The 13,592-nt window shown below is 72.5% G+C and carries 10 protein-coding genes and 1 pseudogene; 7 read left to right on the forward strand and 4 right to left on the reverse strand.

Translation table 11 applies throughout. The annotated features are described in order from the left end of the window. The first annotated feature begins 68 nt into the window (after positions 1-68). Positions 69-1,316, forward strand: a complete 1,248-nt coding sequence (locus tag ACZ6KY_RS30305) for an amidohydrolase (protein WP_469313446.1) — start codon at positions 69-71, stop codon at positions 1,314-1,316. 108 nt (positions 1,317-1,424) lie between these two features. Here the strand turns inward: ACZ6KY_RS30305 and ACZ6KY_RS30310 are convergent, their stop codons facing one another. From ACZ6KY_RS30310 to ACZ6KY_RS30320, 3 genes are all read right to left on the reverse strand, one after another. Further along, on the reverse strand, positions 1,425-2,669 hold the full coding sequence (locus ACZ6KY_RS30310; RefSeq protein ID WP_469313447.1) for a hypothetical protein: 1,245 nt from the start codon (positions 2,667-2,669) through the stop codon (positions 1,425-1,427). Between the two features lie 124 nt (positions 2,670-2,793). After that, entirely contained in the window at positions 2,794-3,969 is a 1,176-nt protein-coding gene (locus tag ACZ6KY_RS30315; protein WP_469313448.1) for a PP2C family protein-serine/threonine phosphatase, read from the reverse strand. 30 nt (positions 3,970-3,999) lie between these two features. Beyond that, on the reverse strand, positions 4,000-4,638 hold the full coding sequence (locus tag ACZ6KY_RS30320) for an NAD(P)-dependent oxidoreductase (protein ID WP_469313449.1): 639 nt from the start codon (positions 4,636-4,638) through the stop codon (positions 4,000-4,002). A 208-nt stretch (positions 4,639-4,846) separates the two neighbouring features. On the opposite strand from ACZ6KY_RS30320, the gene ACZ6KY_RS30325 reads away from it, so the two are divergent. After that, entirely contained in the window at positions 4,847-5,281 is a 435-nt protein-coding gene (locus ACZ6KY_RS30325; RefSeq protein ID WP_469313450.1) for a hypothetical protein, read from the forward strand. Between the two features lie 121 nt (positions 5,282-5,402). Here ACZ6KY_RS30325 and ACZ6KY_RS30330 read toward each other — a convergent pair whose 3' ends face one another. Further along, complete coding sequence (locus ACZ6KY_RS30330; RefSeq protein WP_469313451.1) at positions 5,403-5,960, reverse strand: SH3 domain-containing protein; 558 nt, start codon at positions 5,958-5,960, stop codon at positions 5,403-5,405. Positions 5,961-6,207: 247 nt separating this feature from the next. Between ACZ6KY_RS30330 and ACZ6KY_RS30335 the strand changes: the two genes are divergently transcribed. The 5 genes and pseudogenes from ACZ6KY_RS30335 to metG all read left to right on the forward strand — a co-directional run bounded on the left by ACZ6KY_RS30335 (position 6,208) and on the right by metG (position 13,559). Then, positions 6,208-7,107 (forward strand): hypothetical protein, encoded by a 900-nt coding sequence (locus ACZ6KY_RS30335; protein WP_469313452.1) that lies wholly within the window; start codon positions 6,208-6,210, stop codon positions 7,105-7,107. Positions 7,108-7,168: 61 nt separating this feature from the next. Further along, positions 7,169-7,528: pseudogene (locus tag ACZ6KY_RS30340) on the forward strand (endonuclease/exonuclease/phosphatase family protein); the annotation flags it as partial. A gap of 50 nt (positions 7,529-7,578) precedes the next feature. Beyond that, the gene (locus ACZ6KY_RS30345) at positions 7,579-9,513 is read left to right on the forward strand and encodes an FUSC family protein (RefSeq protein ID WP_469313453.1); all 1,935 of its coding nucleotides are present in this window, start codon (positions 7,579-7,581) and stop codon (positions 9,511-9,513) included. Positions 9,514-9,794: 281 nt separating this feature from the next. Beyond that, entirely contained in the window at positions 9,795-11,660 is a 1,866-nt protein-coding gene (locus ACZ6KY_RS30350; RefSeq protein WP_469313454.1) for a VWA domain-containing protein, read from the forward strand. Positions 11,661-11,825: 165 nt separating this feature from the next. Then, the gene (metG, locus tag ACZ6KY_RS30355; protein WP_469313455.1) at positions 11,826-13,559 is read left to right on the forward strand and encodes a methionine--tRNA ligase; all 1,734 of its coding nucleotides are present in this window, start codon (positions 11,826-11,828) and stop codon (positions 13,557-13,559) included. Positions 13,560-13,592 lie beyond the last annotated feature (33 nt).

The following is a 13,592-nucleotide window of genomic DNA, read 5'->3' on the forward strand; positions in this document are numbered from 1 at the left end:
CGGGTCGTACGACGGCGACAGCGGCGAATCCCCCCTCACGAGGGACACGCGGCGCCTACGCTGGCCGCGTGACCTCTACAGCCGCTCGCACCGCGCTGGACCTCACCGCCGACCTCCCGGTTCTCGCCCTGGAGGACTTCTACCGTGACCTGCACCGGCATCCCGAGCTGTCGCTGCGCGAACACCGTACGGCCGCCGCCCTCGCGGAGCGGCTGCGCAGGGCCGGGTACGACACGACCGAGGGCGTCGGCGGTACGGGCGTCGTCGGCGTGCTGCGGAACGGGGACGGGCCCACCGTGCTGCTGCGCGCCGACATGGACGCGCTGCCCGTCGCCGAGGAGACCGGGCTGCCGTACGCCTCGGGGACCGACGGGGTCATGCACGCCTGCGGTCACGATCTGCACGTCACCTGGCTGACCGGTGCGGCGGAGGCGCTCGCGGCCGGGCGCGACACCTGGTCCGGCACGCTGGTGCTGGTGGGGCAGCCCGCCGAGGAGACCGGCGAGGGCGCGGCCCGCATGGTCGCGGACGGGCTCCACGAACGCTTCCCGCGGCCCGACGTGCTGCTCGCCCAGCACGCGGTGCCCGGCCCCGCCGGGCTGTACGCGCACTCCCCGGGCCTGATCATGTCCGCCTCGACCGACATCGACATCGTCGTGCACGGGCGGGGCGGGCACGGCTCACGGCCCGAGGCGACCGTCGACCCGGTGGTGACGGCGGCGTACATCGTGACGCGGCTCCAGACGGTCGTCAGCCGGGAGATCGCGGCCCAGGATTCCGCCGTGCTCACGGTGGGGCGGATCGAGGCCGGCACCCGGCACAACATCATCCCGTCCGAGGCCCGGATCGCCCTGAACCTGCGGACCCAGTCGCAGGACGTGCGGGAGCGGATGATCGCAGCCGTGCGGCGCGTCGCGGCGGGCGAGTGCGCGGCGGCCGGCTGCCCGAGCGAGCCCGACGTCATGGTGGGCAGCGACTTCCCCGTGACCGTCAACGACGCCGACACCGACCGGCGGATCGCCGCCGTGCACGGCGAGGTCTTCGGTGCCGGGACGATCCTCGACCCCGGTCCGGCCATGGCCAGCGAGGACTTCCCGCGGCTCGCGGCCGGTGGGATCCCCTACTCCTACTGGTTCGTGACCAGTACCCCGGCCGACGTGTGGAACGCGGCCCCGGGCGGCGACGACCTCATGACCCGGCTCGCGGCCGTGCCCAGCAACCACAGCCCGCGCTTCGCCCCCGACCTCAGCACGGTCGCGCCGGGCGTACGGACCCTGGTGTCGGGAGCGCTGGCTTCACTGTCGACCGACGGCTGAACTCCCCCGGAGGCAGATCCCGTACGCAGATCCCCGGCACGGGCGTCCGGAGCCGGGCCCGCGGACACAGACCTGCGGGCTCAGACCCCCGGAAGCAATGCGATGGACTCAGGCCTGCGGACTCAATGCCTGAGTCTGCAACTGGCGCAACTGTTGGCGCACGTGGTCGAGCGCGCCCTCCCGGCGGCCGGGCACACGCAGCCTCAACCGGGCCAGCTCCGCGCCGAGTTCGCGGGCCCGCGCCGGATCGTCGATACGGCCCCACTGGTGGTGGGCGCGGTCCACGGCCGACTCCACCTCCGGGGCGTCCGGCGCCTGCCCCGCGTCCAGCCGGGTCCCCGCGAGGGCCAGCCAACCGCGACAGCTGCGCTCCGGGTCCCCCGCGAACATCGCCAGGTCGGCCCGTACCTCCATCCAGTGCAGCACCTGCTCGGAGCCGGTCCCGTGCGCGCGCAGCGCCTCCCGCTCCCGCCGCCCCGCCAGGTCGAGAGCCTCGTCGTGGCGGCCGTCCCGGACGGCGGCGGTGATCTCCTCGTGGGGATCGGACGGTGCCGACCTGACGGGCTGAGCCGCTTGGCCGGGAAGGGTCACGGGCGGCGTGGGCTGCGCGGGCGGCACGGCCGGTTGAAGCAGCGGGGGCGGCGGGGTGCCCGGCGGTGACGTCACGGTCGTGAACCCCGGTGCCGGGGGCCAGGGCTGCCCGGCCCATTGCCGCACGGGTGCGAACACCAGGTCCGCCGCCCCCGGCCGGGCGGTCTCCTCGCCCGATGTCCTCGTCAGGGCCTGCTGGTGGAGCTGGAGGAGGGGAGGCCGGTGGCCGCTGCGGAGAAGGGTGGCGACGGCTCTCATGTACGTCGGCTGCGCCACCCTGCGGCGGGACGGCGGCGGGGCGACACGGCCGTACAGCTCGGTCGACGGGCCCACCGTGAGAGGGCGCCCGGCGAGGAACGTCCAGGTGTCCGCGTCCGCGTGCAGGTCGATGAACACGGTCGTCGAACCCGGCGGGCGCAGCCGGAGTTCCTCGGTGACCCAGTGCCAGGGGAAGGCCGTGTAGCGGACCGTCGCCGGGGTGGTGCGGGCCAGCGCGAGGTGCGGACGCCTTTGCCTGCGGTCCAGTTGGAGCTGTCCGGTCACGAACATCGACAGCGGTCCCGGAGCCGTCGCCGCCGCGCGCAGCCGGGTCAGCACGGCCTGCGGCTCCAACGGGTCGGCCAGTTCGACGATGTTCGCCGTGTCGGTGCCCGACAGCACCGACGGAGCGACGGCCGCGAGCACCGGGAGCACGGAAGCCGCGTCCACCAGACACCCCTTGCCCACCGGCGAGGCCGCGAGGAGCAGCACGGTTCCGGGCATAGGTTCCCTCCCCCATCGATCAGGTACCTCAGCACCGTAACGGCTGCGCATGCAAAGGGGGGACGCGAAGAGAGCGAACGCCCGGTCCGGCCCAGGGCCCCGGAGTCCGCGTCCGCGGCTCCCGCTACGTCCGCGGCTCGCCGCGCGCCCGGCGCCGTACGGCGAAGATCGTCGTGTCGTCGCCGAGCCGGCCGCCGCAGTGGTCCAGCGTGCCGTCGCGCACGAACCGTACGAGAAGGTGCGGCTCCGCGGTGCGCGGGTCCCGTGCCAGCGCCTTCGTGAGGGCGCCGCGGAGCGGGAAGAAGTCGCCCGCCGCGTCACGGGCCTCCGTCACCCCGTCCGTGACCAGCAGCAACGTCTCGCCGGGCGCGAGCGGGACCCGGAGCACCGGTGGCGGCTCGGGCGTCAACTCGCCGAGGCCGAGCGGGAGTCCGTCCCCGGGCGGCAGGCTCCGTACACCCTCGGCAGTGACCACGAGCGGAGGTTCGTGGCCGAAGTTGATGACCTCGACGGTGTCCGGCGTGTCCTCGGGGAAGGCGACCAGGACCCCGGTCGCGAAACGGCCTCCCTCCTCACGGCCGAGCGCCGCGCAGTAACGGACGTGCCGCAGCATCCGGACCTCCAGCCGCCCGGCGACCGTGTCGAGGACCGGCTCGTGGTACCCCGCCTCGCGGAACGTGCCGAGCAGCGCGGCCGCCGCCTCCACCGCCGCCAGGCCCTTGCCCTGGACGTCACCGAGCAGCACACGGGTGCCGTGCAGGCCGGGCTGGATGTCGTAGAAGTCGCCGCCGACGCGGGCGACGCTGTCGGCGGCGAGGTAGACGGCCGCGTGCTCCAGGCCGCCCCAGTCCGGCGGCATCGGACGCAGCACGGTGCGCCGGGTGGTCTCGGCGATGTCCCGCATGCGCATCATGCGCCGCTCGCCGCGCAGCCGCACCGAGCAGGCGAGGACCGCGAGGACACCGCCCGCCAGGACGAGGATGAGGTCGGGCAGACCCGTCCGGTACTGGTGCGGCCACGAGAGGTCCACGGCGACGTAGGTGAGCAGCGCCAGCACGGCGAAGGCCACCGTGCCCGGCACCCCGCAGATCGCGGCGGCGATGGCCGGTACCAGCGCCACCCAGGAGATGAGCCGGAATCTGCCGGAGGTGTTCGCGTCGAGCAGCACGATGCCGAGGAGCAGCACCAGCGGCACCCAGGCGACGCCGCGCCCGCGCGGCCACAGGGTTTTCCGCTGCTGGACGGCGTCCGGCCGCCCGGAGGGCGGGAATCGGCCGAATACGGATCTCCGGTCGGCCACCTCGCCGTACCGCCTCCTTCTGTCGTGCTCTCAGTAGGCGACGGACATGCGGCCGTGCGGGTGAATGGGCATCTCCAGCTGGTCGACGAAGGCCATCGCGTAGTCCTCGGCGCTGATCCGGCTGTGGCCTTCCGCGTCGGTCAGCATGCGGTCGCCGCCGATCCTGAATTCGCCCGTGCGTTCGCCTGGTCCGATCTCGGCGGCGGGTGAGATGTAGGTCCAGTCGAGGTCGTCGACGTCGGTCCGCAGATAGGCGAGGGCGTCGCGGTGCGCCAGCGCCTCGGGAAGGTAGGCCTCGGGGAAGTCGGGCTGGTCACAGGCGGCCTCACCGGGCGCGACCTCCAGGGTGCCCGCGCCGCCGACGATCACGAGCCGCTGCACCCCGGCCGACCGGACGCCCTCCACCAGGGAGTGGTTGAGGGCGAGGAAGGGTTCGCGGGGATCCGAGCCGTCCCGGGGCGGGACGCAGGCCGACCCCACCGCATCCGCTTCGGCCACCAGTTCGGCGACCTTCGCCGCGTCCGAGGCGTCGGCCGCCGTGGCGGCGACCCCGGGGACCGGGGACTGTCCGGACCGGCTGACCGCGACGACCTGGTGTCCGCGCGCCGACGCCTCCGTGGCGATACGGCTGCCGACCATGCCGGTGGCACCAAAAAGTACGAGCTTCATGCACCTCAGCGAAGCACGCGACCATGATCACCGCATCCCGGCGGAACGGCGGAGCGGCGGACGCGGGTGCCGCGGGGGTTACGGGGAGGATGCCGGGGGTGACCGGGTGGGATGCCGGGGGGTGTCCGGAGTGGGTGCCGCCCCGACTTGCCAGGGGCTTCGGCGAGGTGTGACCTGGAAGGCGGGGCGAGCAGAGAGGAGTCCTTCCATGGCTCAAGCCGCACCCGTGTCAGGGACACCACGTACATCAGGATCGACCGACGTCTTCGGGGAACAGACCCACACGATCGCGAAGTGGGCGATACCCGTCGCCGGCGGGCTCGTCTACGGCTACTGGGCCGCCGCCATCAACCGGAACGCCGGTGGCATCACGGGCTGGAACGTGCTGTTCGGCTTCGTGTGCGCCATCGCGTTCGCGGCGGCCTACATAGGCGTCCGCATACTGGCGCCCACGCTGCGGCGCGAGATGCACGCACTGGCGTGGGCCGTGTTCGCGGGCTGCGCGTTCGGCTTCCTGTACAGCCAGACCGACGCGACCGTCCTGCGGTCCGTGTTCATGTCGCTGGCGGTCGCCGCGAGCGTGTACGCGGTGGCCTTCTACCGCTACTACACGCACGAGGACGCGGCGGGAAGGACGAGCTGACGTCGTACGTCGCATGTGTGCCGTTCCGACGTCGTAGGACGCCGGAACGGCACACGGCGCACATGGCGCACGAGGCCCCGGCGGACTGCCGGGGCCTCATGCGTCTCCCTCACTCACCTACTCACCTGCCACCTGGGACCCAGTCCCAGGAGTTCGAGGAGGAGCCGGACACGGTCCAGCTCCACGCGCTGGAGACGGTGAAGGTCCAGGAACCGGAGGCCGTCACACTCCAGCCGGGGTCGTTCGCCGGGTTCCGGTTGTTGTCCCAGTGCGCGTTGTGCCACGTCCCGTCCTTCTGGTCGGGACACGGGTCCGAGCAACTCGGCACCCGCTGGCCGCCGGTGTCGACGAAGGCCGCGCTGGCCCAGGCATGGGCACCGACGAGCCAGTACCAACTGGTGTTGCCGGAGACGCTCTGCCCGCTCACCGCGCACTGGACGCGGTCCTGGCTGCCCGGTGAGAGCGAGCCGACGACGGGCGACCTCGTGCTGGGCTGAAGCCGCACGTTCAGTTCTCCACGGGAGACGACGGTGCCCCAGACGGGACTGCCGGAGCCGCCACCGTCGCCGGTGTGCGCCGACGGAACCGCCGCCATGGAGGTGCCGGCGGCCGCGACGGTCAGTACACCGCCGCTGAGCAGGGCCGCGGCAAGAGTCCGCAGGGCCGGGGTGGTGCGCATATCGGCCTCCTTTTCCCCAGATCCAGGAAACACCCGTTCGGGTGAGGGCTCCACCGGAGCGACCAAAGCCCTTGGGGCCACTGGGATGCACGGGGGTGAGCCACGCCGCCGGGTGTCCTCCGGCGAGGTCCAGGGCGAGGTCACCGGCGGCCTTGCGACCGCGGCGGCTGCCCGTTCGGCTTGTCGTATGCGCCCATTTGCAGTCAACCCGGTCGCGTTCGGGGGCCGCGACGCCTTGCCTGAAGACGTGTCCCCTCGTGTCCGGAGCGCTCTGTCGGCCGTGCTGATCGTGCTCGCCTGCCTCCTCGCGCCGCTCGGCGCGCTGTCGACGTGGGCGACGTACGGGCTCGGCGACTCCGAGCGGTACGAGGCCAGCATGGCGCCGCTCGCCGCCGACGACGACGTCCGGGACGCCATCGCGGCCGGCGTCACCGACGACATCCTGCGCGAGGTCCACGTACGGCCGAGGCTCCAGGGGCCGGTGAACCACTTCGTGCGGGACGCCGTGCGCTCGTTCACCGAGACCGAGGCGTACCGCACGGCGTGGGAGGCCGCCAACATGGCCGCGCACGACGCCGTGATGCGGGCGCTGCGCGAGGACCACGAGGGTGCAGTGACCGTCGACCTCGCGCCCGTCACCGAGCGGGTCAAGCGCCGACTCGCCGACGACCACATGCCGTTGGCCGACCGGATCCCCGTCGAGCACACCGAGGTCACCGTGCTCGAAGCCGAGGACCTGGCCCAGCTCAGGAAGGGGTTCCACGTGCTCGAAGTCGCCGGTTTCTGGCTGCCGGTGGCGTCGGTCGTCTTCGCGGCGATCGGGATCGTCATCGCCGTGCGCCGCCGCCGGGCGGTCCTCGCGACGGGCCTCGGCACCGCGCTGGGCGCCGCGCTGCTCGGTGTCGCGATCACCGTCGGCCGCAGACTCACCCTCGACGACCTGCCGCCCGATGTGTCCCGCATGGCCGCGGGCGCGGTGTACGACGCCCTCACCGAGACCCTCCGGTTCGTCAGCTGGCTGCTGCTGGCCGCGGGTCTGACGGTGGCGCTGACCGCCGCACTGGCCGACGCGTACGCGCGCTACCGGCGAGCGGCCGAGGCGCCACGGCAGACTCCGGCCGAGCCGTCGACCCGCGTGGGCGCCTGACTCCGGCCGAGCAGTCGACCCGCGTGGGCGCCCGACTCCGCCCCGAGCGCACGCAAGGCGCCGCCGGCGACTCGCGCATCCGATGCCTCCGCTCCCCGGCCAACTCGACCTATGATGGCACGAATTGGGCGAACTGCGCGACTATGCCGCGAAGTCGCACGAACCAACCCTGCTCGCCGGGGACTTCAACGCCTCCCAGGATCACGCCGTCTTCCGCCGCATCCTGGACACCGGGCTGCGCGACAGCGCCCGGCTCGCCGGTTCACCGCGCGCCCCGAGCTGGCCTGCCAGGACCACACCGGCGTTCGGCGCGCAGATCGACCACGTCCTCGTCTCCGCCGGCTTCTCCGCCGAGCGGGCCGTCTTCCTGCGGATCAGCGGCAGCGACCACCGCGCCCTCGTCGTCGACCTCACCCTCCACCGGCGGGACCGAACCGGAGGAAACCCGCGGGAAACCGTCATACTTGCGCCATGTCCCGCGCGTTCCCCGTCGGCCTCACCCCTCCCGACTGGCTGGTCAGGAACCTCAAACCGCAGCGGGTGCCCGTCAACCGGGCCGCCACCGCCCGCGCCGCCGTCGCCCTGTCGCTCCCCCTCGCCGTCGGCCTCGCCTACGGACAGCCCGCGTACGGCGCCCTGGCCTCCATGGGCGCGCTGTCCGGAGTCATCAGCGACACCGCGGACGCGTACCGCATGCGGATCTTCAACATCGCCTTCCCACAGTTCTTCGGCGCGATCGGCGTCACGATCGGCGCCGCGGTCTTCGGCCACGGCTGGGTCGCCGTCGTCGCCCTGACCGGGGTCGCCCTGGTCTCCGGGATGGTCTCGTCGATCGGCGCCGTCGCCTCCGTCACCGGACTGCTGCTGCTCCTCAACTGCGTGATCGGCGCCGGGCTTCCGCTGCCCGGCGCCTGGTGGCTCGCCCCGCTGCTGATGTCCGGCGGCGGGCTCCTCGTCCTCGCGCTGACCCTGCTCGCCTGGCCGCTGCGCTCGGGGGTGCCGGAGCGGTCCGCCGTCGCGAGCACCTACCGCACGGCCGCGGACCTGCTCGCCGCGAGCGGCACCGACGACTACGAACGCCTCCGCCTCGCCGTCACCCGGTCCCTGAACGAGTCGTACGACATCGTCCTCGCCCGGCGCGCGTTCCACCACGGCCGCAGCCCCGACCTCGTCCGGCTGCTCGCCCAGCTCAACGCCGTCACCCCCGTCGTCGAGGCCGCACCCGCCGCCCACCAGCGGGGCAAACCGCTCTCCGCCGAAATCCCGGCCGCCGTACGCCGGCTCGCCGAGACCGTCGAGACCGGCGGCACCGGCCCCCTGGAACTGCGGCTGCCCACTCCGGCCGACGAGACCGCGCGCGCCGTCGACCACGCCCTGCGGCACGCCGCCGACGTCGTGACGGAACGGTCCCCCGACCCGCACGCCCTCGACGACCGTCTCGGCCGGCCCGCCGCGCTCCGGGTCCGCGCCGCCCGCGCCACCCGCAACGTCCTGCTGTCAGCGGCCTCCTGGCGCTACGGCGTCCGCCTCGCCCTGTGCATCGGCCTCGGCCAGGTGCTGGTCTCGACCGTCGCGGTGCCACGCTCGTACTGGGTCGCGCTCACCATCACGTTCGTCATGAAACCCGACTACGGCTCGGTCTTCTCCCGGGCACTGCTGCGCGCGCTCGGCACGGTCGCGGGCCTCGTGGTCGCGGCGGCCGTGCTGACCGTCGTGCCGCGCGGCTGGTGGGACGTACCCGTGCTGATGCTGCTCGCCGCGCTCATCCCGGCCCTGACCCCCCGGGGCTACGGCTATCAGACCGCCGCCATCACCCCGGTGATCCTCCTGCTGTCCGACATCCTCAACCACCAGGGCACCGGGTTGATCGCCCCCCGCCTCGTCGACTCCCTCGTCGGCTGCGCCATCGCCCTGGTCGCCGGTTACCTCCTCTGGCCGGAGAGCTGGCGCGCCCGGGTGGGCGACCGGCTCGCGGACGCGGTCGCCGACACCGCCGGCCATGTCGAGCTGGCCTTCGGGGACGCCGCCGAGCCCGCGGCCCGCGCCCGCAGCAGGCGCCGCCTGTACCGCGACCTGTCCTCCATCCGTACGGAGTTCCAGCGCGCCCTGACCGAACCGCCCCCGAGCGGACGCCGCGCCGCCGCCTGGATGCCGCTCGTCGTCGCCGTCGAACGGATCGTGGACGCGACGACCGCCGCCCGGGTCCGCGTCAAACAGGGCGCGGCCGAGCCGTCCGCCGCCGAGATCTCCAGCATCGCGCGCCAGCTGCGGGAACTGTCCGAGGGACTGCGCGAGACGGACGTGCTCGTCGCCGTCCGCGCCGAACTCACCGGGCCCTCGGACAGCGTGCTCGAACCGGTGCGGCAGGAGGTGGCGGCGGCCAGATCGATCGCCTCGCCGCACTGACCGAAGCGGCACCGGAGTCCGGACGCGCCTCACCCTCCCCTTTACCCTCCCCTTGCGATCCCTTCACACAAGCGTGATATCAGGGGAAGACGCGCGGTGAAACCCCAAATTCTGACAAATCACCGCGGTAGGAAAGTGAACCAGTGGGCGCCGCAAGGGGGTTGACGTGACGGTCGTCCGGTGTGCCGCCCCTGCCGAAGATCACCATCTATGGCCGCTAACCTTACGTGTCCGTCCTGGCCAGGGATTGACGGGATCAACTCACGCGAAGGGTTGCGCACATGGGCATTCTCACTCTCCTGCGGAATGCGATCGGCCGCTCACGCAAGGGTCGTGACGCCGACGCGGAGACCTCGCGAGAGGCCACGTCGACCGCGACGGTCCCGGCTCCCGCCGCGGAGCCGACGCTTTCTCCGGAGGCCGAGCCGGCCTCCACCCCCGTACCGGAGGCCGAGGCCACCGTCCCGGCTCCCGCGTCCGAGCCCACGCCCTCCGTGGTCGACGAACTGGTGTCGGCCGCCTTCGACAACGTGACAGTGCCGAAGCAGACCCCGTCCCCTTCCGCGGAAGAGACGCCTGCGGCAGAGCACCCGGCCGAGGAAACCCCGGAAGCGCCGGCAGAGGCAGCAACAGAGACCGAGCCCGCCGTCGCCCCCGAAGCGGAGGCGGCGCCCGTCGCCGAGGCCGAGGCCGAGGCGACCGCCGAGACCGAGCCCGTCACCGAGACGGACGCTGTCGCTGAGGCCGAGGCCGAGGTCAAGGCCGAGCCGACCGCTGAGGCCGAGGCCGAGCCCGTCACCGAGACGGAGCCCGTTGCTGAGGCCGAGCCGGTCGTCGAGGTCGAGCCGGTCGTCGAGGCCGAGGCTGAGCCCGTGGCCGCGGCTGAGGCCGAGGTCGAGGCTGCCGCCGAGGTCGAGGCGGAGCCGGTCGCGGAGGCCGAACCCAGAGCCGAGGCCGAGCCGGTCACCGAGGCGGAAGCCGCTGCCGAGCCCGAGGCCGAGCCGGTCGTCGAGGCGGAAGCCGCTGCCGAGCCCGAGGCCGAGCCGGTCACCGAGGCGGAGCCCGTCGCCGAGCCGGAAGCAGCCGTAGAGGCCGAGCCCGTTGCCGAGGCTGCGGCTCCGGTCGAGCCCGAGCCCGCCGCGGAGGCGGAGCCGGTCATCGAGACCACGCCCGTCGCCGAGACGGAGGCCGTCGCCGAGCCCGAGGCCGAGCAGATCGTCGAGGCCGAGCCGGCCGTCGCCGAGGAGGTCACTCCGGTGACCGCGCAGGTGGACGAGCCCGCGGTCGCCGACGGCGGCGAGGTCCCGCAGGTGGCACCCGCAGCCGACGTCGAAAGCCGCACGGATGGTGCGGGTGGGAACGAAGACGCCGAGGGCGAAGCCGAGGCGGAAGCCGACGTCGCCGAGGCGGAAGCCGACGTGACCGAGGGCGAAGCCGAGGCGGAGCCGGTTGCGGCCGAAGGCGAAGCCGCGGCGACGCCGGGTGCCTCCGCCGTCACGGCAGCCGACGTCAGGGCGGAAGCCCCGGCCCTGGTCACGGCGTACCAGGAAGCGGGTACCGCGCTCCAGAAGCGGGACCTCACCGGCGCACGCGCCAAGGTCTACCTCGTACTCGACCGCTCGTCGTCCATGCGCGCGTACTACAAGGACGGCTCCGCCCAGGCCCTCGGCGAGCAGGCCCTCGCCCTCGCCGCCCACCTGGACCCGAACGCGACCGTCCACGTCGTCTTCTTCTCCACCGAGCTGGACGGCACCGGCGCTCTCACGCTCGCCGAGCACGAGAACAAGGTCGACGACCTGCACGCCGGCCTCGGCCGCATGGGCCGTACGAGCTACCACGCCGCCGTGAAGGAAGTCCTCACCCACTACCAGGGGTCGGGCACCACCGACCCGGCCCTGGTGATCTTCCAGACGGACGGCGCACCCGACGCCAAGACCCCCGCCACCCAGTCCCTCACGGACGCGGCGAAGGACCACCCGGGCGTCTTCTTCTCCTTCGTCGCCTTCGGCGAGCACGACAACAAGGCCTTCGACTACCTGCGCCGGCTGAAGACCGGGAACACGGCCTTCTTCCACGCGGGCCCGACCCCGCGCGAGCTGACGGACGTCGAGGTCTACGACGGCGTGCTGGAGAACTGGCGCCCGTAGCCCCCTGTCCGACCACCACCCCGGCCGCCCCCTTCCCACGCCTTAAAACGGGAAGCGGGCGGCCCACCCATGTCGGATACGATTTCAAGGTTCACCGGCGACGAGCCGCCCACCGGAAATCCGACGCGATCGTCGCCCCACGCAGCGACCTGGGAGCAGCCCGCGATGGCTCGACACCTCATCACCAGCGCCCTTCCGTACATCAACGGGATCAAGCACCTGGGCAACATGGTGGGGTCCATGCTCCCGGCGGACGTGTACTCCCGGTACCTCCGCCAGCGCGGCCACGACGTCCTGTACATCTGCGCGACGGACGAGCACGGCACCCCCGCCGAGCTGGCGGCCAAGGAGCGCGGCCTGCCGGTCGACGAGTTCTGCGCGCAGGCGCACGACGCGCAGAAGGCCGTGTACGACGGCTTCGAGCTGGCCTTCGACTACTTCGGCCGCAGCTCAAGCCCGGAGAACCGTGACATCACCCAGCACTTCGCGCGCCGCCTGAACGAGAACGGCTTCATCGAGGAGCGCGCGATCCGGCAGGTGTACTCGCCCGCCGACGGCCGTTTCCTCCCGGACCGCTATGTCGAGGGCACCTGCCCGCACTGCGGTTACGACAAGGCCCGCGGCGACCAGTGCGAGAACTGCACGCGCGTCCTGGACCCCACGGACCTGATCAACCCGCGTTCGGCGATCTCCGGCTCGACGGACCTGGAGGTCCGCGAGACGAAGCACCTCTTCCTCCTCCAGTCGAAGCTCCAGCACGAGGTCGAGGAGTGGGTGGCCCGCCACGAGGCCGAGTGGCCGCAGCTCGCCTCCTCCATCGCCCGCAAGTGGCTGACCGAGGGCCTGCACGACCGCGCGATCACCCGTGACCTGGACTGGGGCGTCCCGGTCCCGTCCGACACCTGGCCGGAGCTGGCGGCCGAGGGCAAGGTCTTCTACGTCTGGTTCGACGCCCCGATCGAGTACATCGGCGCGACGAAGGAGTGGGCCGACCAGTCCGGCCAGGACGCTGAGAACCGTGACTGGAAGTCCTGGTGGTACGACGCGGACTCCGGCGAGAACCCGGTCCGCTACACGCAGTTCATGGCGAAGGACAACGTGCCCTTCCACACCGTCATGTTCCCGGCCACCGAGCTGGGCGTGCGCGAGCCGTGGAAGAAGGTCGACTACGTCAAGGCCTTCAACTGGCTGACGTACTACGGCGGGAAGTTCTCCACGTCCCAGAAGCGCGGTGTCTTCACGGACCAGGCGCTGAACATCCTGCCCGCCGACTACTGGCGCTACTTCCTCATCGCGAACGCCCCCGAGTCGGACGACTCCTCGTTCACCTGGGAGCACTTCACCACCACGGTGAACAAGGACCTGGCCGACACCCTCGGCAACTTCGTCAACCGCGTCCTGTCCTTCTCCAAGAAGCGCTTCGGCGAGGAGGTCCCGGCGGGTTCGGAGGCCGGTGAGGCCGAGGCGAAGCTGGGCGTGGAGATCGCGGGCCTGCTCGCGGAGTACGAGACCCAGATGGAAGCCCTCCAGTACCGCAAGGCCGCCGCCGCGCTGCGCGCCCTGTGGTCCGCGGGCAACTCCTACCTGGAGGAGAAGGCCCCCTGGCTGGAGATCAAGACCAGCCCCGAGGGCGCGGCGCTGACGCTCCGCACGGCGATGAACCTGATCCACCTGTACTCGGTGGTCTCGGAGCCCTTCATCCCGGCGTCCGCCCGCGCGATGCGCTCGGCCTTCGCCCTCGCGGACGACACGGCGACCTGGGTGAGCGCCGACGAGGCCCGCGCCCTGTCCTTCCTCCCCGCCGGAACCCCCTTCACCGTTCCCCCGGTCCTCTTCGCCAAGATCACGGACGAGGACCTGGAGTCGTACAAGGAGCGCTTCGGCGGCACACCGGAGTAACGGCGACCGCTCGACAGGAGCCCGGGAACGATC

It is taken from the genome of Streptomyces sp. NPDC042002, assembly GCF_055588305.1.